Here is a 23,351-nt window from a genome sequence, read left to right on the forward strand (position 1 = left end):
TAATTGTTTCTGCCTTGAGTGACCGTTAGTGCTTCATAACGATTATCCGGCAGTTTATATTATTTGTAATTTGAAGAGAAACTGCAAATGAACACAGGCAAAAATAGCTGGAAGCCGGGAAATCTAAGTACTAAAATCAGTAAACTAAAATAATAATTATAAGTGCTTGAAATACAGTGGAACAGCTTGAGATTAGTCTTCCTGTTTTTACGATTTCAGCCTTTTTTTGATGATATGAAGTGTGTGCTAAACAGGATTCAGCCCATGTGTTTTGCGGTAAAAGCTTCAATAGTGATTAGAAAGCAAACAGAGGACCATTTTTTTATTGAACGGCTGCATCCAACTTTTCAGTGAGACATCTTCTTCTCCATTCCGAGGGAGAGCAACCATATCGGGTTTTAAAAGCTTTGTGAAATGCAGAAGGACTGTTGAAACCTGTATTATAACAGATGTCTCCTATTTCTGCATTCGAGTCTCTTAGAAGCATTTCTGCTTGTTCAATGCGAAGTGACGTAAGGTATTGAAGAAAACTACATCCATATTCTTGATTGAAATATCTATTTAAATAGGTGGAATTGACTGCCACTCTTTGAGCAAACTGCTCCAATTTTATTTTTTGATCATAAATGAATTCCGGTGTTTGTAACAGTTGGTTTATTTCATTGATTTTTTGAGGAGTCAAGTATACTTTGGAGTTCTTCTTGCCATTTATGAGCACCTCTTTTTCTACGACATCTTTTTCTGATTTGCTTTCTTGTTGTTGATTTAGGTTATTCACTGGGAGCGGGGACAATGTTTCCTGGTAAACACGTAACTTGAGCTTTTGCTTTATGACTTGGTGTAAGAGGGAATTATAAAAGATATATCCACCTAATACGGCAATATAAAGGTTGTATAAAATATTACAGGTATATGAAGAAGTGAGCATATTCAATAAGAACATGAAGAAGAATCCTGATATTAGGATGCTTTTTCTTTGAATATCGGGAGCTGATTTTAGGGATATACAGTCTGTTTCATTCATATTTCGCAAAAGTAACACGTAAATGAAAGTCTGTGTGATTCCTGTTATTATACACGTTAAACGGAAAAGTGTCCACCAAGCCGGGGACGATGATAGAATTTCAGCCCAACTGTAAGTTAAGCGATCTGTCACCGGACTTAAAACTGACATCAGTATGTAACAACACGACAATAGTATCGAAGGTAACAAATGTTTCCACCATTGTGACTTTTGGGGAAATATTCCGGTAATACGGAAGCGGATAAAGAAATAGAGTAAAGGCGGGAGGAAAGTCAGTCCCCAACAGTATAGGGTAGGTAGGAGGGATGTTCTCTGAAGCAGAAAGAAATTTTCGTACCATGTGCTATATGACGTTAGTCCCCAGTATATTAGTAGGATTGGTGCTAATAATATGGCCAAATCCTTTTTATGCTTGTTTCTCCAAATTAGAGAGATAGAAGCAAGACCTAGTACAACCCAAGTCAGCAGAAAAGCACAAAAAAGTAATGTCTTTAATATGAAAAATGGCATGATATTGTTGTTCTGTTGCTTGCAAATGTACACACAAAAGTCCGAAAAGAGTGATTTTATTCTGTATTTTTTTTAAGTTTGGTAATGAAATGTTGGTGGAAAATTGTTTCCTTTGCCCCCTAATCTGAGGGTTACTATATAACGCTCGTTAGGTATGTAAATTACCATCTTGGGTTGTACAAATGAATAATTGTTACAGGGGCTATACATTAATTGCTTTTTTGGTTTGTTCGCTGGCGGTATATGGACAGACTGAAATACAGGCTATAGATACTCTTCGCAACATCCGGTTACAGGAGGTGATTGTAACTGCTACTCAATCAGATGCTCCGGGAACCCGTTCTGTCATTGGGCAGGATGCTATTCGTCATATACAGGCTACTGACCTTTCTGTCTTATCTCAATTACTACCCGGTGTTCTTGTACGCAATCCGGATCTGAATGCTCCGGCTGCCTTTACCATCCGCAGTGCAACTTATGAAAATGCGACTAATGCTTTAGGGACAGCCATAGTGGTGGATGGACTCCGCATGAATAATAATGCCAATATGCAGCAAATGGGACTTGAAGGTAGGGGAAGCCTCTTTAATAGCACGGTGTTATCCGGTTTCGACGTGCGTTCTTTGTCTCCATCTTCTGTGGAGTTGGTCGAGGTGATACGTGGTGTTCCTTCGGCACGTTATGGAGATGTGACCAGTGGTGTTGTTCTGGTTAAGTCGAAAGCCGGGATACAACCTCTTACTATCGGTATTCGTCTGACAGCTACGGAGAAACTTGCTTCTGTGGGGAAGGGCATTGCGGTCAGTAATAATGGGGGAACTCTCTATTTAGGAGCTGATTATGCACTTTCAAATCAATCGCCTCAAGTCTTTGAAGAATCTTTTCAAAGATTTGGAATCCAAGCGGCTTATGCGAAGGATTTCCGGTCGGCTACTTTGCGTCTTAATATGCGTGGTTATTGGATGAAGGACAATGATAAAAGAGGGCAGAGTACGGTGGATGGTGAATTTCGGAAATACCTGGATCAAAACATATCCTTTTCTGCTAACGGACAGTGGAAATTGAATCGTTCCTGGATTTCCAATCTTGAATATCAGCTGGGATTTACGTATGGAAGCCAGAAGAATGAATTCAGTACATATTATTCGGGAACGCAGCAAGTTACTACCTATACCGCACAGGCAGGTGAACATGCCGGAGTGTTCCTGCCTCCCCATTATTTCTCTCAGTTATCCGTTGAAGGCAAGCCATTGAGCGGGGATGTATCGTTGACTGCCAATCATAGAAAAACGATGGGTGAGAACATCAGTAACCATTTTCAACTGGGACTTCATGCTGAAGTGGAAGGGAATCGTGGAAAAGGAATCAGTTTCGATCCTCTTCGTCCTCCTTTGGAAATGCTCAGAGTGCGCACAAGGTCTTATCGGGATATACCTTTATTATATAAGTATTCTGCTTTTGCTGAAAATCACTTTATTCTCCGTTATGGGAAGATGCGGACCGAAGTGCAGGCGGGAGTACGTTTTACTCAGTTGCCGACTAAGCGTCTACAACGTAACTCTTCTGTTGATCCGCGTATCAATCTTTCCCAGATATTTATTGATAGGACGGATGATGCTTTTCTAAGTTGTTTCAGTGTACGTCTGGGGTGGGGATTGATGCATAAGATGCCTGTACTTGCTTATTTGTATCCCGATAAATCGTATACGGATATGAATTGCTTTACGTACAATGATGCTGAGAATAATCAGCGTCTGACCGTCATGCATACATTTGTAACTGACCGTAATTTTAACTCCAATTTGCGTTTGCCTGTTAATCAGAAGTTTGAAATAGGGGTGAATTTCCGGATAGGAGGTGTTACTGCGGATGTGGTATGGTTTAAGGAACATCTCAAAAATGGCTATTGTACATCCCAACTTGCCGAACCTTTTTCCTATCGCCGCTATTCCCCTTTGATCAGTAAAGGAGAACAACCGGAATTGACGGATGAGGGTGTCATGAATGATGGTGAACTTCTTCCATATACTTTGAATACTACGTTTGCTACCTATTTATCACCCCAGAATGGTATAGAACAGGAGAAACAAGGTGTTGAGTATACCATTGGTCCGATTCATTCAAAGACGCTGCGTTCTTCATTTTACATAAGTGGCGGATATCTGGATGTATGCGAAAAGAATACGGCACTTTCTGCCTTGCATCCCCAGATAGAAGTGAATGGAAAAGCTTACCCTTATGTAGGTATTTATGAAACAGGGTCTTCTGTTGCGAATACTCAAATCTGGCAACAATTGAATAGCCGGTTTCAGTGTGTTACTCAAATTCCCAGAATCGGTTTGATCACAAGCCTAACGCTTCAGGCGGTGTGGATGGATAAACAACAGCGGGGAATGGAGAGCCGGTTTAATAATCCTGTGTACACGGATAGTAATAATCAGAAGTGCCTGAATCCGGTTTATTATATAGACGGAGAGGGAAACCGACATCCTTTCACGCCGGACATGGCGACGGATGAACGTTTTGCTGATTTAGTGATCAGGGCGAATACAACTACCGCTTTTCTGAAGGACTCGTATAAACCTTATTTCTTATTGAATCTTCGGGTTACTAAAGAGATAGGACGTCATGTTTCGGTTGCTTTTTGTGCTAATAACCTGCTGCAATCCAATCCGAAACGATATCGGCAGAGCATACAGAAATATGCAGTTGTGAATCCGGATTTATATTATGGTGCGGAAATTAGTATCCGTTTTTAAAGTTAGTATTTGTATTGAACTTAAGATATTGAAAGAGAATGAAATATTATGTATTGTTTTTCTTCGTGTTATTCTTCTGTGCTTGTACCGGGGATGAGAATCGTTCTTCATGTTCAGTGAGTGTCCAACTACTTTCTCCTACGGATGAAGTGACCTTGCCTTTCGAAGAGATGGAGGTGGTATTGACAAATAAGGATCAAGGTACGGTTTATACCTCTTCATGTTCTTCTGATGGAGTAGCTTTGTTTAATGTGGAATATGGATATTATACAGTTGCCGTACATTATCAATCTGCTTCCGGAATTATTTTCAGTGGAAGATTGGAATCTTTGTCGTTATTGCCCGAACAGGGTGAAGAAGTGATGAAAGTTCAGTTGCAACTGGCGCGCTCTAAAATAAATGCATTGGTCATTAAAGAGATTTATTATGTGGGCTGTAAAGGAGAGTTGGGAGCCGATTATCAGGCTGACCAGTATATTACACTCTATAATAACTCTGATGAGACTGTATATCTGGATGGATTGTGTTTGGCTTTGGTGGATCCGATGCCGGGTATTGTGTCTCCCTGGGTGAAATATACGGATATGAAACGGATTCCGGTTGCTGATATGACCTGGCAATTTCCGGGTAGCGGTAAGGAGTATCCTTTATTGCCCGGAGCGGAAACTACCATTGCAACGAATGCTGTAGATCATACCGGAGGCGAATATCAACATGCCAATTCGGTTGACTTATCTAAAGTTGACTGGGGATTCTGGCATGTAAGCCTGAGCAAACAGAACATAGCACCCGGTGTGAAACCATTAAATCTGCTTTTAAACCTTAACCCGACTGCATGGATGTATTCATTTCCGGTGGTTGGACCCACATTCATGATATTTGGATTTGAAGGCGTTAGTGCAAAGGAATATGTAAATAATCCATTGAACAGGGAAAACAGGCCCCAAGCTTCTAATAAGACTAAATTTTATTTGATGATTCCGAAAGAGTGGGTGATTGATTGTGTGGAGTGTGTGGAAAATGAAGCCAAGCTTGCCAATAAGCGTGTGCCTGATGAACTGAACCATGAACCTGTGTATATTCCGGAAGGAGATTATTCAGGGAAATCGTTGATACGTAAAAGTGCAGCATCAACTAACGGGCACTTCATTTATCAGGATACGAATAATGCGGCAGAGGACTTTGTCGTATCCGAACCGTCTTTGAAAAAATAAGCAAGCAACTATGCGGAGTACATTATTTATTTTATGGCTTCTGTCGGCGATTCCCGTATATGCACAGTCTGATTCATTGCATATCTATTCTATGCAAGAGGTTTATCAGCAGAATAATTGGCTGACAGGAGCTAATCCGGTAGGAATGTCATTCAATCGTTTCCGCTCGTTCTCTGTGGCGGAAGTGGGGTATAGGTTTGAAGATGGAAACTTTGGTAATGTCAGTTTGCCGGCTTCATCCAATAAGTATACGGTGTTTGGTGAATCCTACCAGACTATAGGTAATGTCTCTTTATATGGAAAAATAGGATATGTGAATAACCGGAAGCAAGAGGTGAACTGGAATGGGATGACCGGTGACTGCTGGCGTGGAATAAATCTTTGTGACTCAGTGAGTGGCGATCAACGTTCGGAACAATACCAACTGTCCGGTGCATTTTCATTACCCGTTTCTTCGCGTTGGCTGATTGGTTCGAGGTTTGATTATTTAGTTGACCTGAATGCCAAGGATACAGATCCCCGGAATGAAAACCAGTGGATGGAGTGGAAAATAACTCCCGGAGTTGGTTATGAGTGTGGAAGTCATCGTTTGGGTGCTTCCATATTCTATGGCAATCGTAAAGAAACGGTGGATTATCAGAATATAGGTACTCATACGACATATCCTTTCTTAGTTTCTTATCCGTTAGGGTACTTTAAAACTTTGCCTAAAGGGGAAAACATAAAATGGTATTATTCTGCACAGGAATTCGGAGGATTCTTACAAGAAGAGGGAGTTTATGGACGCTTCCGGCTATTTCAACAGATAGGAGGGAGCCTTGTTAGACAAAATACAGTAAGTGACCGTATACAAAACAAGAAAGAAGGTGAAACAGATGGCTGGAAACTGGATTATAAAGGTGTAGGTTCATTAGTTTCTTCGTTGAATCGACACGAATGGAGTTGTAAAGTTTTGTTTGACAAGTCGGATAGTTATGATCTTTTGCAGCAGCAGGAAGAGAACATGGGTACATGGCATTCTTCGGGGAAGGTTCTCCGTTCTACTGCCCGTATTAATGAATATGGGTTGACTTATGGTTACTATCGACTTTATAATGAGTGGAATAGTCGTTATTCTATCGTTTCGGGAATTGACTTTAAGCAGACAAAAAGTCAATTGTTTTTTTATCCGGCTGAATATACGCAAACTGTACGCCGTTTTACTGCATATTCTACATTTACTCGGAATTTCTTATTGTCTAATGCCCGAATTGATTTAGCTATTGGGGCAGAGTATGGTAAAGGAGGTGGAACTATGATAGCTGAAAAACAGCTGCAATCAGGACAGAATACGCCCGCAATCAAATTATGGCAGAATATGAATCGGTTAGAACAGGAGTACAATTACTTAACAGAGCCCAGATGGGCATTACATTTATCTCTAACTTATACTCATACAGCTTCTTTTACTTGGTTTGCCCGATTGACGGCGGGATATGAAAATGCTTCTAAAAATCTTTTTAATTCAAATAAGGAAAATATTTCTGTACAAATAGGATTGTTTTTCTAAATAGATTCCGTAGTTTTGAAGCGACTAACTCAAAAACAACAAAGTTATGGAAAAGAAAGAAAATTTGGATGGCCGGAATTTAGGTCTGGGACCTGTCGGTAGATGGATTATTTACATTGACAAATGTACGGGATGTGGTGAATGTGTGGATGCTTGCAGTTTGGGACTTCTTTATATTGAAGATGAGAAAGTACAAATGAAAGAAGAAAGGTATTGTAGTGAATGTGAAGATTGTGCCAGCGCTTGTGCATTTAGGGCAATAACCTTTAAATAGTTATATCCAGTGAAAAATCTCTATCTATTTCTTTTTCTGTTTTTATGCGGTGCTTGTTCGAATCTTGATAAAAAAGGAGTTTTAGATGAAGAATTGTCAAAAACACCGATATTGTCGGCTTGTTTTGATTCTCTGTTATCTGAAGTTAGAAATATGCCTTCTAGGGATAGGATAGCATATATGATTAAAATATCGCATAGGAATGAAAAGGCAATAGATGGAGTAAAAAAGCAGGAGCAGCTTTTGATGGAGGTTTTACCATTAAGTTCTAGTCAAAAAAGGAAGGAAATCTTATTTCAATTAGTGAAGGTTTGTAGTCGATTAGATAGATTTGGAATTTCTGATGCTAACTTGAAGGGGTTTAAATGGATAGAAATGTTAGAAGCCAATCATTCACTTTCACAGAAGGAAGAATGGCAAGTGAATGAAATGAAAGCGTTATTGCTTAACGAACGGGGGAATCAAGATGAATTTCTTCCTATTTGGTATAAATTATTAAAACAGTATCGTGAGGCTGATAGACCGGAAGATGTGGGCAAGTGCCTTCTAACTATAGCGAATCATTTTATAATGTTGGAAGATTATGAAAATGCATTACCACTATACAAGGAGGCATACCAGTTGGCATTAGAACATAAATCCATAGAATTACAACAAGTCTCTGGTATTATGTTGATAAAATATTTATGTGGAGCAGGGTATTATTCGGAATCATTGGAATATTATAACAAAATAAAACCGGAAATAGCGTTTAATCCTTCAATGCAGAATGAAGTTGTAAAAAGTTATATGGAGCTTAATAAGCCTGATAGTGCACGTATTTACTTAGCTGCAAGGTTGTTATCAGAAAGAGGTGATAAGATTGTTCTAAACTGTATGATGGCTGAAACCTATATTCCAGAAGGACAGGAAGATTCCGCTTTTGTGTTTTTGGATAGGGCTATGAAATCTTATAAAGAGAAAGCGAAGAACTATCAAAAACAAGGTAAAGAAGCCATCTTGCCTAATTGTTTTTTATCTCCTTGTTATTTGTTTGCTGATTTATTGTGGAAAAAAGGTAAGATTCAACAAGCAAGTCAATATTATATGATTGTTGAACCTTTAATGAAAGAGAGGGTTAAAACGCCCGTTCGGATGGAGCTCCAAATAAAAGCCCTTACCAATTTCAGTTCTTTCTGCCGTGAAACTAAGCAATATGAAAAAGCTTTTGATTTATTAGCTCGACGAGATTCTGTTTTGCAAACGTATTTGGAATTTAAGGCAAAGAACGATAAAAAGAATTATGCAGAGCGTTTAAAGATTCAGGAATTGAAACACGAATTAAATGAGAGTGAAGATGCAAATAGAGTAAATACACATGTGGCTGCAATCTGTATTTTTCTATTAGTAATTTCTGTAGCAGCTACATTCAAGTCCATATCTATGTACCGCAAGTCAAGGAAACAAGGTGCTGTAAACTATAGACTTCAAGGAATGATTAAGAAATGCGATGAAGGAGATGTATCTGAATCACATTCTGCATCTATGGATCAATATGAACTTTTATTTTGGCAAGCCTTACATAAAGTTCGTGATGAACAATACTTCCTTAAAAGTGATCTTACGATAGAGACGTTGGCTGATGTACTGAATACGAATCGTTCTTATTTATCGGTTAGCATCAATAGATTCTGTGATAAAGGCTTTAGTGTTTGGCTGAATAATTTCCGTATTCAGCATGCCGAGCAACTGATGAGAGCAAATCCTTCAATTGTCCTTAAAGATTTGCCGGGACAATGTGGTTATGCAACTACTGGTACTTTTGTTCGGAACTTTAAGCGGTGCCATAACATGAGTCCAAGTGAATTTATGAATAAACTTCTTATTGAACAAACGCTTCCTAAAGTAGAGAAGTAAAGACTTTACTCTCATCTCTCTTTTTTGATAAATATCGGAGTTTTCAGTAAATTGATTATCTTTGAGCGCAATAAATGATTAATAACTAAATTATCCTATATCAAATGAAAACATCGATTTTATTACCAGTAATCAGTCTTTTCTTATTCCTTGCATCTTGCACGAATCCCAGTGATAAGAAAGTAAATGATCAAACTTCCGAATCCTCCGGAAGTGGTGTAACCTCTACTGATTGGCAATCTCGTTACGATAAACTTGAAGCCTCCGATTTGCCCGACAATGTGATTCAACTGATCGGTAAAGAGTGGATGCTTGTGACGGCAGGCGATGAAAGCTCCTATAATACAATGACTGCCAGTTGGGGTGGTGTGGGATACATTTGGGAGCGTCCTGCTACTTTTATTTTTATACGCGATACCCGCTATACTTATCAATTCCTCCAACAGCATGAGAGTTTCACCCTCAGCTTCTTTAATGAAAAATATCGCAATGCCCTGCGTATATGCGGTACGATGTCAGGAAGGAATACGGATAAGGTGAAAGAAGCCGGGCTTACTCCTATGGAAACTCCTTCAGGATTAATGAGCTTTGAAGAAGCACGAATGATTATTGAGTGCAAGAAGATGTTTGTTCAGGAGTTGGACTATGCCAACCTGACCGAACCTTATAAATCAAAAATCATGGAAGAAGCTTATAAAAACGAATCTTCCAAACATCAAATGTTTATCTCAGAAATCGTCAATATTTGGATTAAGAAATAATATTCAACGAAATTTTGGTCAATTATTCCTTTTCATTGGTAAAAGACCAAAGTGTTTTTGGCCAATTCTTGGAATTCATAGTCTTTTCTGTATATTTGCGCCCGCATTTTCTTAAGTATCACTTATATATAATTGTCCCTATAATCAGAATTAACTAAACGAGGCAGAGCTTATGGAGAAAATAAACGCAGTAATTACAGGAGTCGGAGGATATGTACCCGATTATATCCTAACCAATGATGAGATTTCCAAAATGGTCGATACCACCGATGAATGGATTATGGGGCGTATAGGCATAAAGGAAAGGCGTATTTTGCATGAAGAGGGACTGGGAACTTCGTATATGGCCCGCAAGGCTGCCAAACAGTTAATGCAACGTACGAATTCTCAACCGGATGAAATTGATCTGGTGATTGTAGCTACTACCACTCCTGACTATCGTTTACCTTCTACAGCCTCCATCTTGTGTGAGCGATTGGGATTGAAACGTGCTTTTGCTTTCGATGTGCAGGCGGTTTGCAGCGGTTTCCTGTATGCACTGGAGACGGGAGCAAACTTTATTCGCTCGGGAAACTACAAGAAGATTATCGTGGTAGGAGCTGAGAAAATGTCTTCAATCATAGACTATACCGATCGTGCCACTTGTCCCATTTTCGGTGATGGGGCGGCAGCCTTCATGCTGGAACCTACTACGGAAGATTTAGGTGTAATGGATTCAGTGCTGAGAACAGATGGTAAGGGACTACCTTTCCTACATATTAAAGCGGGTGGCTCTGTATGTACTCCTTCGTATTATACGCTGGATAATCACATGCATTACATTTATCAGGAAGGGCGTACGGTTTTCAAATATGCCGTGGCCAATATGGCTAATGCTTGTGAAGCTGTCATTGAAAGAAACCATTTAAGTAAAGACGATATTGACTGGGTAATTCCCCACCAGGCCAACCAACGCATTATCACTGCTGTAACGCAACGTCTGGAGATTCCAACCGAGAAAGTGATGGTTAATATAGAACGTTATGGCAATACGAGTGCCGCCACACTTCCGCTTTGTATCTGGGATTTTGAAGATAAGCTAAAGAAAGGCGATAACCTCATCTTTACAGCATTTGGGGCAGGGTTTGCCTGGGGTGCTATTTATGTAAAGTGGGGATATGACGGAAAAAAGGAATAGTAGCCCGGGTTACTATTCCCTATAACTTTTCTTATTATAACCACCCAGATATACAAATAGTTTATCCCATCACTTTTTGCCAAACCTTCATTTTATTTCTTTTTTTGAGTATCATATATATTGAAGTTATTATAAAATATTATCTTTGTGGGGAATCATTGCATGACAACACATTGTTAACCATACAATAACTTAAAAAACAACCAACGTATGAATCATGAACTATCGATGAGCGCCAACCAACTGGTGGCTGCTCTTCAAAAGCCGGCTTCCGAATTTACAAAAGCAGACATTATTTCTTATATCAAGGAGAACGATATTCGCATGGTGAACTTCATGTATCCCGCTGCAGACGGGCGACTGAAAACATTGAATTTTGTCATTAACGACGCTGCTTACCTTGATGCCATACTGACTTGTGGTGAACGTGTAGACGGATCAAGCCTTTTCCCATTTATCGAAGCGGGCAGTAGCGACTTGTATGTAGTGCCGCGTTTTTGCACAGCCTTTATCGATCCTTTTGCTGAAACTACAACACTTTCCATGCTTTGCTCTTACTTCAATAAAGATGGCGAACTTCTGGAAAGCTCACCGGAATATACGTTGCGTAAAGCTTGCAAAGCCTTTACTGATGTAACCGGAATGGAATTCCAGGCTATGGGCGAATTGGAATATTATGTAATATCAGAAGATAGTGGACTGTTTCCTGCCACTGACCAACGTGGCTATCATGAATCTGCTCCTTATGCCAAGTTCAATGACTTCCGTACCGACTGTATGCTGCATATTGCAAAGGCGGGCGGACAGATCAAATACGGGCATTCCGAGGTAGGTAACTTCACGCTTGACGGTAAAATCTATGAGCAGAATGAAATTGAATTCCTGCCGGTACGTGCCGACCTGGCTGCCGATCAGTTGATGATTGCGAAATGGGTTATCCGTAATCTGGCCTATCAATACGGGTATGACATTACGTTTGCTCCGAAAATAACAGCCGGAAAGGCCGGTTCAGGATTGCATATCCATATGCGTATTATGAAAGACGGTCAAAACCAGATGTTGAAAGACGGTGTACTTTCTGAAACTGCCCGTAAGGCTATTGCGGGAATGATGGAGCTTGCACCTTCCATTACAGCTTTCGGTAATACGAATCCTACTTCTTATTTCCGTTTGGTGCCGCATCAGGAAGCTCCGACAAATATTTGTTGGGGTGACCGTAACCGTTCCGTATTGGTACGTGTTCCGCTTGGATGGTCGGCAAAAACAGATATGTGTATGCTGGCTAATCCGTTGGAAGCTCCCAGCCACTATGATACAACACAGAAACAAACTGTGGAAATGCGTTCTCCGGACGGTTCTGCCGATTTGTACCAACTGATAGCCGGATTGGCCGTAGCATGTCGTCATGGTTTTGAAATTGAAAATGCTTTGGAGATTGCAGAAAAGACCTATGTGAATGTGAATATTCATAAGAAGGAAAATGAGGATAAGCTGAAACAATTGGCTCAACTCCCTGATAGCTGTGCCGCTTCTGCCGATTGCCTGGAAAAACAGCGTGCTATTTTCGAACAGTATCATGTATTTAGTCCTGCAATGGTCGATGGAATTATCAGTAAATTGCGTTCCTATGAAGATCGTACCTTGCGTAGTGAGGTACGTGACAATCAGGAGGAAATGCTAAAACTGGTTAATAAGTATTTCCATTGCGGATAAAGCATAATTTGTAGATAAAGAGTTAGGGTAGTGCCTTTAGTATTACCCATAATGAAGTAGAGCGGGGATGTATCTAAAAAGATAGTCCCCGCTCCGTTTTTTATATAGAGTTTTTGTGTTTCTGTTTTTACTTAATATACACTTGCCGATTGAATAACTATCTTTTCTAACAGCTCCTGCATTTTCCCTATAACCGGTTTTTTATCAAGACCGTATTCTGCACCCATCACTCTCATTTGCGGGAAAGTAGCCCATACACTACCGTTCTTGTCTTCCCAGACAGATATCTTCAGTGGTAATTCAATGGAGATGCTGGGATTTTCCTGCATTAATAGGGTTCCTACCTTGGGTGAACCGAAAACGATAACCTGGTTCGGACGAAGTTCAAGACCTACCTCTTCAGCATTTTTGCCATGGTCGAATTTGGCGAATACAGGTATCCCCATAGCCTTCAGAGTCTGTTCGATGCGGGCCATTGTTTCTGCTACGCTGAACTGGCTTTCGTAGGTATAGAGCAGGTTATCATTGGCACCTGTTCCCATCTTGTTGCTATCGAAGGCAGCAGCAATTTTGCGTCCCAGGTTTGTCAGGTCAACTCCTTCTTTGTTGGCAAGCAGAGTTACGCATACCAACTCTGATGCATCCGTAAAGCGGCTCAGGAAAGCTGAATGTCCCGATACGCTTCCTTTTATATCCATCAGACCTTTGTGGTTGTAAAACTGCCAGCCGGCTATTGCAGGAACCATCTTCCCATTTGCCAGTTTTGTAGGCTTATAAATCATGTCCCGGTTTCTCGGTTTAGCTATCAGTACACCTCCGGCAAGGCCGATGTCCCAATGGCTGATATTTTCGGCCGATGCCCATATATCAGAAAAACCTTTCATTGAGGAGGAGCTGATAGCAGGGGCGACAACTAATTTACCATCCTTTTCTATATATCCTGTAACCGTCTCTGACGGGTTGATGTAGTCTTTATCTTTCTTGAAAATCTGGTGTACATTGGCAGTCGTTGTAACATCTTCTTGTTTCACTCTGGCTAAATCTTCTCCGAAATAGGTCTGTTGCAGACCGAGGTAATCTATCTGATACTTCTTCACGAAGTTGTGATACGACATCTTGCTTACTTTCTCAATAATAGAAGTCAGCAACAGAAAGTTTGTAGCACTCTGCTTTACATCTGTACCCGGTTCAAAAGCCAGTGGAATAGCTTCTATCGTTTTTATCAGTTGTTCGGGTTGGTAATCGGCGGATACGCTAAAACCCTTTTGCGAACGGTAGTCGGCAATGCCCGAACTATGTTGCATCAGCTGGAGGATACTGATCTTTTTCCAGTTCTCCGGAATATCCTTGAGGTACTTTCCAATAGCATCGTTCAGGTCCAGTTTGTCTTTCTCATATAGCTGCATGATGGCTACTGCCGTGAAGCCTTGCGAAATAGGACCGATGGGCCAGAGTGTTTTTGCTGCTGCTAGATTTCCTTTTTCGAAATCTGTTACTCCATAGCCCACTACACGCGGGATGTAAGGTGCCTGTACAATGGCGAGGGTCATACCCGGTATGCCCTGTTCTTCCATAAACTCGTAAATCATTTGATCGATAGCTTTTCCCTGATAGGCTACATGCACATTGCCTCTGCCTTCCTGCGGCAGTTGATTTTCATACTTCTTCATAATTGTTCCTCCGTCTTGTGCTAAAATCGTTCCCGAAATCAGCAGACCAGCTAATGTTATTAATTTCTGTTTCATATTATTTTCCGTTAGAGTTTTATTCTTGTTTTCTGATGTTGCAAAGGTAGGCGGTTCCGTTGGGGTGGGGGATAACGATATCACACGTATAGTTTGCAATTATTCCCGATTTCAGTGAATCGCTGCTTTTTCATGAAAGAATAGTGGTTCGGGTAAAACAATATCCCTAAAAGGGTTTGCTTTTCCAGTTGATTTTAATAGATTTGTTGTTTATTCAATAAATTGATTATAAAACAGGGCTTTATGACATCAAATCTTCTGCCTTGATACGGAAGAGGTTGAATAAATACACAAAACAATTACTGAACCATAAAGAATACACCATGTCCGAAATTGCGAACTATTTCCTTTATAGAAATGCCGAAGGCGAAACCGGATTATCCGCTAACAGCATTGACGACCTGAATCTGGATGACCTGTTTGCCGAAATAGATTATTGTCATTCCAGCATAGGCAGACAGTACTTGTATTATCTTCTGCTATCGGATAAAACCTCCGGTATGGAAAAGCAGGAAGCACTTCTGTCTTCATTGGCAACTCATGCGGAATTGCGTACTCTTTTAAGCAATGCACTGAAGGAACTGGATAAACCGGATGCTTATTCCATCGTATCCATTCTGGAAAATGATAATACAGGGATTGGTGCCAAGGAGATGGTTCTTATTAATATCTGCCGGTTTCTGCCTTTGCTGTTTCTGGCTCTGATGCTGCTCACTCATTCGGGAGTGTTTCTTACTTTATTTGTTTTTTCATTTGTGGCGAATGCAGTGTTGCACTATCGTAATAAGGCGAAAATCCAGAGATACTTTTTCTCCATACCTCAACTTCTGAAGATGATAAGACAGGCGGGAAAGCTGGCGCAGAACAAGGAGTTTGTCTCTGTAGATCCTTCTATCACGAATGACCTGAAGGCTGTAGAGGGGCTGAAGAAGTATATCTCTTATTTCCGTTTCAACCTCAGTCTGGATAACGACATGGCTATTATGTTTTATATGGTAGCGGAATTAATCCGGGTATTCTTTCTCCACGAAGCGTATGCGGTAGGCAGAACTTTTCATCTGTTGAAGGAGAAGGCGACGGTTATCCACAATGTTTACCGCTTCATAGGCTTTCTGGATTCCATTTTGTCTGTTGCCATCTTGAGGGAGGAGCTACCTTATTATTGTCTGCCGGGAGATAACAGGGCAGGGGAGCGATTGCGTACACAGGCTGTGTATCATCCTCTGATAGAAAACTGTATTCCGAACGATATGGTACTACATGAGAAATCGGCATTGATAACCGGTTCGAATATGGCAGGTAAGACCTGTTTCATGCGTACGATAGGAGTGAATTTGTTGGCAGCGAAAACACTTCATACTTGTTTTGCAGAAGTCTTTGAGATAAATACCAGAATTTCTCTTCTATCTTCCATCCACCAGGGAGATAACTTGATGGAGAATAAGAGTTACTTTATGCAGGAAGTGACGACTATCAAGGATTTCGTAGATGAAAGCGGTTATGGGAATTATCTCTTCTTGCTCGATGAATTGTTCAGAGGGACCAATACCAAGGAGCGGATAGCGATTTCGAAAGCTGTGCTTTCCTGGCTGGTGAAAAGTGACAATCTGGTATTTGTATCTACGCACGATCTGGAACTGGCCGATATGCTGGAAGATGAATACGAATTATACTATTTCAGCGAGTCGGTGAAAGATGGTATCCTGTCTTTCGATTACAAGTTGAAACGCGGAGTTGCGACCGAGCATAATGCAATTAAGATATTGGAGATCTGCGATTATCCGGCCTCGTTGGTGAGTGAGGCCCATTCAATCACAAGTATATAATGAAAAACAGAGAGAGTGTAGGTATGATACCCCTCCTCCCTCTGTTTTTGCGATAATGAACAGATTGATTACTTCTTAGCTTCATCAGCCATAGAGTGAACTTTGCCTTTGATATCATTGGCCTTTTCAGCAATAACAGATGTTTCATTGGCTACTCTGTCAGCGACTTTTTCTCCGGCATACAATGCCTTTTCTTTAGCAGATTCAATCAGGCATTCGGTATGTCCTTCAATTCTGTGCAGGGCGTCGAATACTTCTGCTTTCATTTTTTTTGCTCTTGCACTGCGGGCAAAGCCATAAGCCAGTGCTCCAAAGATTGAACCTATTCCAAGGCCAATCAAAAAGTGAGAATCTTTACATGTCATAATTAAACAGGTTTAATGGTTAAAAACTAAATTAATGTTCTATTTTGGTCAGAGAACAGAGTGCACAAGGCATTAGTTCAACGGGTAGGGAAAGAATTACTACTATTTCACAATTTATGAGAATCAGGAGTTGAATTAACTCTTTCTGATGGGTTATGAATCAGTTACAAGCTACAGGCTACAAGCTACAAGTAGCTGCGCTATGTTCCGAAAGGCACTTGTAGCTTGTAGCCTGTAGCTCGTAACTTCATTCCTTGCTTTTTCGATGCAAAATGTGCTTAATTGTGTATAATTAGCTAGTATACAGCACAATTATAGTCGTTAATTTTTGTTTGAGTAACAACGCAATAACAAAATAGGAGAAAAAAGATGTTTTTTACACATAGCCTTATCTTCTTAACCAATCTTTTAAAGGTTCAATTGTATGTCCCTCATCCATTGGAGTTCTAACATAAAAACCTTTTGGTATTATCTCTTTTGTATTGTTGTATCTTGTTGTTCCATCAAAATACTCTATTGAGGAATAGATTCTTAAATATTCATTTCCCTTATAATCTTTCCCATAATCTTTCATGGGTAAAATAGCTATGTGATTTTTATACTTATGGACATCGCCTATACCAACTTCCCAATTACACCAATATGATTCAATGGCATTATTGGTTGCTAAAAGAATGAATTTATCGCAAAACTCTATCACATCTTTTATACGCTTTGCCGTCTCAGCACATGTATGGTCTGGCATTTTGCTGTCCATACTATCAATATATGGGATTACACCATATTCTTTTAACATTCCGATAACGCCATCCAACTCTCCCAAATCTAAATCATCATGTTTGTGTGAGATAAAAACGGTTATTCCTGAATAAGGTCGAGTTGCACTAAAATATCGAGTTCTGTGAATAGATTCATTTAAGGTTGCTTTACTCTGACTGTCTTTGAAGTTATTAAAATCTCCTCTATAAAAAAACATAAGCCAGTAATTTTAACAAAGCCAAAGGGCTGTTATAAATGCGATGATTAGTCCATAAAAAGGGAATATAGATAAAGATTTTACACTTTCTGTAATTTTGCAGAATTGTTGTTTTTTTGTCGGCATATTCCCAACGCTGAAAATTTCAGAGTAATAATCTTCATCACTATTAACTTTTGAAAGAAAAGAATCTTGTTTGTCTCGGAAAATCTTTTCTAATGCTAAATAATAACTATCTAAAAACAGAAATAGAATCACAGGGACATAACAAATCCACATACTGCTACTCCCAATTTTATCATCCGCTATTAAAACCAACATAGCAGCAATAATAGTAATAGCCCATGTTTTACAACTTGCACTATTATTGGCCATTCTACCAATAATTCCCTGATACATCTGTATTTGCGCTTGAACAGATGATTTGTCTTTTGCTTGTAAATCTGGTGTACACATATTTAATCTTAAACTTGTTTAGAGGTTATTGCATATAAAATATCTAAAGCATGTACATAATTACTATCGTATGGAGTATCATATGGCCAAAATTTTCCCCATTTGATTAACGCACCTCTGGGTATTTTAGTCAAATGCTCTATGTCTAAAGTATAGTCAATGGGAATAGTTCTTTCTGCTTTTTCTAATAGGATACTGCCTCCATCAGAAAATAATTCTATTCCTCCATGTACTCTGTAATCACTACGTTCTTTCTTTTGAATATATTTGGTTGCAGCAATCTCATAATATATCCAGGGGGAATATGTTTTTGAAATAGAATCACTTGGCAGTATTGAATTTGGAGTATTTAGGAAGAATAAGCATTCAACCTTATCAATCATCATAGACAATGCCGTTGATAGCATCATGTGTACATGAGACGTTGAATAATTGCGATTTTCGTAACTATATGAGTTTGGTTTATTGTTTTTATCCGGTCTGCAATATTCATTATCTATTTCCTTTAATAAATCATTGGCATATCCCCAAATGCATGAATCGACAAATGTTTCTAAACCAAATCTTTCATAAAGCCATTGAGATAAACAAATAGCGACATTCTCATCAGCATGAGAATGGGAGATAAAAATATCCGCAGAAACTTGAGGGAACCAATCTTCTTGCATTTTGGAACCATCTAAATTACCATTCTTAGATGTGAAAGATTTTATTTTTGTTTCAACAACTGTTTTTTTTGCTTCATATCTTTTCTTTCCATTAGCAAGAAGTTTATCGAAATAATCTTCTGTCCAAAAATTGTCTTGTATGGATAATTCAAAACCTTTATACATAACTCTTTGCTTTTTTGCAAAGATAGTTATTCTTAATATAATCCTAAAATTAACGAACAATTTATTCGTTGAATATTTGAGCATCAATCATCACTGAGCATTGATTTTACAGATAGGTAATTCCGCTCGCTATATTCTTTCATCCGGTTATATACCTTAATTCTCCAATTTATTGTTTGTGCCGTTTTTACATCTGGCTCCTCATCGGTTGTTATTATGCCAAAACTTTTACTGCCATGTGAGCGATGCTCAAAATTATTCATCTTTATTGAGAGTTGGTTATTGCCAATATCCGTTATGGTCAGAGAATAATATATTAAGCCGTCAACGGTTTTGTTGGCTCCCCATGAAAACGGAATATCAAAGTCAAAGGCTGCTTTAAGCACAATCAAGCCGTTCTCTTTGTCTTTGTACTGAATAACCTTACTGGCATCATTGTAGTTTTGTGCTATCTTTATCATAGCACTTTGATAGGTTCCCGGAATAGTATCCTGATAGGATAACTGTTGCGAAAATAAGTTTGCGCTAACAAGCAATAGGGCAAACATGAAGATAACTTTTTTCATATTCAATTTGATTATTTATTTAACCTCGATAATAACTAAGTGATTAGATATCTGTCCGTTTAAAACGTATTCCTCCATTTTTCCAATAACAATTTCCCATATTTTTTTTAGTTGGGGTTTTGTTATCGCCTCAAATCCTGCATATTGAAAATATAATATCTGCAATAAGATAATATTTATGCTCTTTATTTTTTGTGTCCTTATTAAGTGTTTCTAAACTTTTGATTAGGTCTTTTGATGGAGTGATTGTGCTAAAATCACTATCATAATCATAAAGAGTAAAATTTAATCGGCTGCAAATAGAACTATACCAATTTCCGTCATGCCCTCCATCTGCGGAAATATATCCACAGCCGCCCTCATAGTAGAAAGTTTGAGTATAACTCTGATTTGTTTTATACTCTATGAGATGAGTTCCGTTAAATTGGTCTGATTCGTCTTTACTACATCCAAAAAATATGGATAGGACTAAAAGTAAGAATAAAATCTTTTTCATTACTGGTCTGTTATGGGTAAAACGATGATTCAGTATGATAAACATTCTGTAAATCGGTGGTAAATATTTACAAAGTAAGACGTTTTTGAGATCAGTCGTATACATAGGGTATCTCAGTATGATACTTAGGGTACCTCAATATGATACTTAGGGTATCTCAGTCATATACTAAGATACCATCATTATAATATGTCTGATAATAAGCTGTTTACAAAATGTTTCTTTAGCGTTGATAAATTGTGACAAATGTCCTGTTTAAAATGATGAACTATTTCCTTTTATATCGTTATAAATCAAATTTAATACCAGATTCGTATAATTTATAAATATTCTCTTGTCGGATTCCTTTAGCTTTATCTTTGGCGCTCATAAACATTACTACTGCACGTACGTTCTGTGGTACAAGCAGTTTTTTGAATCATGTAATTAAAATCAATGCTTTATGAATGTAGAAAGAAAAAATGCGAAAGATGACTTACGGCTCTACATGCCGGAAGTTATCGGGATGCTGAAGCGGGAAGGAAAGTTCCCGGCAATGCATGTTTATGCTTGTACGCTGCGTTCCTATGAGAAGTTTTGTGCAGAGGAAAGGTATCCGAAAAACACCACTGCTTCCCTGTCCATGCAGGAGATTTTCACCCCTGAGAGGCTGAAAGAGTATGAGGACTGGCTGGCTGGACAACAGTCCAGTCCGAACACGATCTCCACTTACATGCGTACGTTGCAGGCGGTGTACAATCGCTGGATGTCACCGGGTATAGAGGGGTACAATCCGGTGCTGTTCAAGGATGTTTATACGAAAGTGGAGTCGCGTACAAAGCGGGCGCTGACGGCAGAGCAGATGGAGCAACTCAGGAATACGGACTTTAGTGTGCTGACACTGCGTCAACAGCAAGTGCTCACCTACTTCCTGCTGATGTTCATGTTGCGCGGTATGCCGTTCATTGACCTGGCACACTTACGGAAGTCGGATTTGAGAAATAGGCGCATCACTTACCGTCGGCACAAGACGGGGAAACTGATGGTGGTGGATGTGCCGCCCGATGCGATGAGGCTGTTGCAGAAATACAGGGACAAGACGGATTCGGAGTATCTGTTCCCGTTGCTACATGGAGGCCTGTTCATGGAGGAACATCACCACCGTTATCAAGAAACATTACGGCATTTCAACCGGGAGTTGGCGCGCTTGATGAAGCAGTTATTGCCCGGTGTTTCCGTAAGTTCGTACACCGCACGCCATACATGGGCTACACTTGCTTATCATAGTGGTGTACCTGTGGGACTGATAAGCCAGTCGTTGGGGCACTCGTCCATTCGGGTGACGATGACTTATCTGAAACCGTTTGATGCGGAGGTGATAGACAGAATAAACAGGCAAGTGATTTCCTTGGTGAAGAAAAGTAAAAAGAAGAAAGATGGCAGATTTAATATGCTGTATGGCACTTCGTTGAGGTGAAATTACTTGCATAGTAACGGCAAATAGCAGCTACAAAGTTGCGTCTTTTTTGACAGAAAAGCAAACAAACCCTAACAAAATATGAATAAATCTTATATCGGACAGCAAAAACAATATTAAAATTAGTCCCTGATACATACAGCTTTCGATTTTTTACCCCAGCAGGCAAAAGGAATCGTGTTTCCGCTTTATCCTTTGAAAGTGGAATGCTTCTTTACGTACCTTATTATCAGGAAAACTTCTTTTTACCATAAAATGATGCCGTCTGAAAACGCCTTTCCGGTCTGCATCAAATGGTAGCTTGCCGTTACTATGCAAGTAATTCCAACAAACGCATTAATTATACTGTTTATGAAGAATATAGAACTTCCCATCAAAAGAGGAGACCGTGTGTGGGTGAAGGTTTATAATGAACGAGATGGCTCATTCACTTCGCGTATGGCGGAGGTTATATCTATATTGCAAATGTATGTTTCCGGGGCAGACGTACCGTATGTAGCATTGCGTTATCTGGACGACCGCAGCTATGGATGTATTCCTTATGAACAAGTCACCGAAGTATGCGACGAGTCTTTTTCTGAATAATGACACTGTAGTTTTGTTGATACTAATAGCCCTGCTTTCTTCATCCGCCAGTATCGTCTGACAAAGAAGAAAAGCAGGGCTTTCTTTTATAGCCAACCCGAAAACTTTCTGATATACCAGTTCTTTACCAATTGAGTCAGCACGCAATAGGAGAGCAGAATACCCACCAGCCACGGAAAGTAACTCAATGGAAGCGTTTGTGAACCTTAGGGCAAGTGTGTCTTTCAGGATTTCCCGTTTGGCATATCCATAACCGTCATAAGCAGCAGCGGTAACCCGGAGTTTCTCTTTTCTTACTCTTTTAATAAAGGCAACTGGTTCAGCATATTCCTGATTTTAATAGCGATACGTGGCATTGGTTCGGCTATGGTCAACCCTACCAAGTCATATTCGGAAGCAATGTCGTTAATCACGCGGACTACTTCCTCGGTCTTCATACCGTCCGGTTCTACGCCGACGCCTGCTATCATGTCGGCAGGATCTATCACGTCCAGGTCAAAGTGGATGACAACCTTGGAAGCTCCGGTACTTTTCAGCCATTCCATAATGGCGGAACTGTTGTCCGCTGTTTCTTTCGGTGCCAGACCTTTTATGCCCAGCTCCTTTTGTCGTTCCTGCATGCCTTTGTCCCATGAACGCAGTCCTACGATTAATGCTTTGGAAGCGTCAAACTTACCGGGCAGTAAGTTCATAATCTCTTCGTCACCCATTCCCAAGCAAGCGGTGAGAGCCATGGCATGATACCCTTTGTAATCATCATAAGGCAGGTTGATGTCCGGATGCGCATCTATCCAGACTATGGCTACATCGTTCGGGTATCGGGCAGCCAGATAAGTAAACGGAACAACACTGACCGAACATTCTCCGCCCAGGGTGATGATCCGGTCCGGTTTGCTTTCGTTAAGTATATCGAGCGCAGCCTTGCTTTGTTTGACAATCACGTTACGGGAGCTGATACCTTTTTCCGTTGCTCTGTCGTTTATATCGAGAGATACCGGAACTTCCACGGTTTTCTGATTGCTGTCCGGAGCCAGCAGGTTCAGTAACTGGGCACCTAAATAATAACCTCTGGAAGAGTCTTCTGCCGGAATATCCGGCATCCAGTGATCTACAATTCCGCCTTGCCATTGCGGATAAATCAGGCGGAGAGGAGTGGTTTCTTTCTTCATA

The 23,351-nt window shown here is 39.9% G+C and carries 20 protein-coding genes and 1 pseudogene; 11 read left to right on the forward strand and 10 right to left on the reverse strand.

Annotation, left to right across the window (positions count from 1 at the left end):
* Positions 1-322 precede the first annotated feature (322 nt).
* A complete protein-coding gene (locus tag K6V21_RS15265; RefSeq protein ID WP_224319141.1) occupies positions 323-1,024 on the reverse strand; it encodes a helix-turn-helix domain-containing protein in 702 nt (233 codons plus the stop codon).
* A gap of 692 nt (positions 1,025-1,716) precedes the next feature.
* On the opposite strand from K6V21_RS15265, the gene K6V21_RS15270 reads away from it, so the two are divergent.
* From K6V21_RS15270 to K6V21_RS15305, 8 genes are all read left to right on the forward strand, one after another.
* Positions 1,717-4,293: a TonB-dependent receptor plug domain-containing protein gene (locus K6V21_RS15270; RefSeq protein ID WP_224319142.1), complete on the forward strand. Its 2,577-nt coding sequence runs from the start codon at positions 1,717-1,719 to the stop codon at positions 4,291-4,293.
* A gap of 38 nt (positions 4,294-4,331) precedes the next feature.
* Positions 4,332-5,507 carry a DUF4876 domain-containing protein gene (locus tag K6V21_RS15275; RefSeq protein WP_224319143.1) on the forward strand — a complete coding sequence of 392 codons (1,176 nt, stop codon included), beginning with the start codon at positions 4,332-4,334 and terminating at the stop codon, positions 5,505-5,507.
* A 10-nt stretch (positions 5,508-5,517) separates the two neighbouring features.
* Positions 5,518-7,056 carry a DUF6850 family outer membrane beta-barrel protein gene (locus K6V21_RS15280; RefSeq protein WP_224319144.1) on the forward strand — a complete coding sequence of 513 codons (1,539 nt, stop codon included), beginning with the start codon at positions 5,518-5,520 and terminating at the stop codon, positions 7,054-7,056.
* A 46-nt stretch (positions 7,057-7,102) separates the two neighbouring features.
* On the forward strand, positions 7,103-7,330 hold the full coding sequence (locus K6V21_RS15285; RefSeq protein ID WP_224319145.1) for an ATP-binding protein: 228 nt from the start codon (positions 7,103-7,105) through the stop codon (positions 7,328-7,330).
* Between the two features lie 9 nt (positions 7,331-7,339).
* Positions 7,340-9,226, forward strand: coding sequence for a helix-turn-helix domain-containing protein (locus tag K6V21_RS15290; protein WP_224319146.1), 1,887 nt, complete (start codon positions 7,340-7,342; stop codon positions 9,224-9,226).
* A gap of 104 nt (positions 9,227-9,330) precedes the next feature.
* Positions 9,331-9,987 carry a flavin reductase gene (locus tag K6V21_RS15295; RefSeq protein ID WP_224319147.1) on the forward strand — a complete coding sequence of 219 codons (657 nt, stop codon included), beginning with the start codon at positions 9,331-9,333 and terminating at the stop codon, positions 9,985-9,987.
* Between the two features lie 172 nt (positions 9,988-10,159).
* A complete protein-coding gene (locus K6V21_RS15300) occupies positions 10,160-11,164 on the forward strand; it encodes a beta-ketoacyl-ACP synthase III (RefSeq protein WP_007213298.1) in 1,005 nt (334 codons plus the stop codon).
* 210 nt (positions 11,165-11,374) lie between these two features.
* Entirely contained in the window at positions 11,375-12,877 is a 1,503-nt protein-coding gene (locus tag K6V21_RS15305) for a glutamine synthetase family protein (protein ID WP_118402180.1), read from the forward strand.
* A 131-nt stretch (positions 12,878-13,008) separates the two neighbouring features.
* On the opposite strand, the gene K6V21_RS15310 is transcribed toward K6V21_RS15305, so the two are convergent.
* Positions 13,009-14,622, reverse strand: a complete 1,614-nt coding sequence (locus tag K6V21_RS15310) for a serine hydrolase (protein WP_224319148.1) — start codon at positions 14,620-14,622, stop codon at positions 13,009-13,011.
* Positions 14,623-14,945: 323 nt separating this feature from the next.
* On the opposite strand from K6V21_RS15310, the gene K6V21_RS15315 reads away from it, so the two are divergent.
* Entirely contained in the window at positions 14,946-16,448 is a 1,503-nt protein-coding gene (locus K6V21_RS15315) for a MutS-related protein (RefSeq protein WP_224319149.1), read from the forward strand.
* Positions 16,449-16,516: 68 nt separating this feature from the next.
* Here the strand turns inward: K6V21_RS15315 and K6V21_RS15320 are convergent, their stop codons facing one another.
* The 6 genes from K6V21_RS15320 to K6V21_RS15345 form a co-directional block, all read right to left on the reverse strand.
* Complete coding sequence (locus K6V21_RS15320; RefSeq protein ID WP_007213302.1) at positions 16,517-16,813, reverse strand: hypothetical protein; 297 nt, start codon at positions 16,811-16,813, stop codon at positions 16,517-16,519.
* A gap of 388 nt (positions 16,814-17,201) precedes the next feature.
* The gene (locus K6V21_RS15325) at positions 17,202-17,789 is read right to left on the reverse strand and encodes a toll/interleukin-1 receptor domain-containing protein (protein WP_224319150.1); all 588 of its coding nucleotides are present in this window, start codon (positions 17,787-17,789) and stop codon (positions 17,202-17,204) included.
* A gap of 12 nt (positions 17,790-17,801) precedes the next feature.
* Positions 17,802-18,245 (reverse strand): hypothetical protein, encoded by a 444-nt coding sequence (locus K6V21_RS15330; RefSeq protein WP_224319151.1) that lies wholly within the window; start codon positions 18,243-18,245, stop codon positions 17,802-17,804.
* Positions 18,246-18,253: 8 nt separating this feature from the next.
* The gene (locus K6V21_RS15335; RefSeq protein ID WP_224319152.1) at positions 18,254-19,078 is read right to left on the reverse strand and encodes a hypothetical protein; all 825 of its coding nucleotides are present in this window, start codon (positions 19,076-19,078) and stop codon (positions 18,254-18,256) included.
* A gap of 83 nt (positions 19,079-19,161) precedes the next feature.
* Positions 19,162-19,644 carry a DUF4468 domain-containing protein gene (locus K6V21_RS15340; RefSeq protein ID WP_224319153.1) on the reverse strand — a complete coding sequence of 161 codons (483 nt, stop codon included), beginning with the start codon at positions 19,642-19,644 and terminating at the stop codon, positions 19,162-19,164.
* Positions 19,645-19,774: 130 nt separating this feature from the next.
* A complete protein-coding gene (locus tag K6V21_RS15345) occupies positions 19,775-20,140 on the reverse strand; it encodes a hypothetical protein (RefSeq protein ID WP_224319154.1) in 366 nt (121 codons plus the stop codon).
* Positions 20,141-20,582: 442 nt separating this feature from the next.
* Between K6V21_RS15345 and K6V21_RS15350 the strand changes: the two genes are divergently transcribed.
* Positions 20,583-21,596, forward strand: a complete 1,014-nt coding sequence (locus K6V21_RS15350; protein WP_007665289.1) for a tyrosine-type recombinase/integrase — start codon at positions 20,583-20,585, stop codon at positions 21,594-21,596.
* A 351-nt stretch (positions 21,597-21,947) separates the two neighbouring features.
* Positions 21,948-22,181, forward strand: coding sequence for a hypothetical protein (locus tag K6V21_RS15355; RefSeq protein WP_224319155.1), 234 nt, complete (start codon positions 21,948-21,950; stop codon positions 22,179-22,181).
* A gap of 86 nt (positions 22,182-22,267) precedes the next feature.
* Here K6V21_RS15355 and K6V21_RS26830 read toward each other — a convergent pair.
* Together K6V21_RS26830 and K6V21_RS15360 are read right to left on the reverse strand one after the other, a co-directional pair.
* Positions 22,268-22,387: pseudogene (locus K6V21_RS26830) on the reverse strand (ATPase); the annotation flags it as partial.
* A gap of 87 nt (positions 22,388-22,474) precedes the next feature.
* The gene (locus tag K6V21_RS15360; protein WP_224319156.1) at positions 22,475-23,350 is read right to left on the reverse strand and encodes an arginase family protein; all 876 of its coding nucleotides are present in this window, start codon (positions 23,348-23,350) and stop codon (positions 22,475-22,477) included.
* Position 23,351: the final 1 nt, after the last annotated feature.

The organism is Bacteroides cellulosilyticus (genome assembly GCF_020091405.1).
GTDB lineage: Bacteria > Bacteroidota > Bacteroidia > Bacteroidales > Bacteroidaceae > Bacteroides.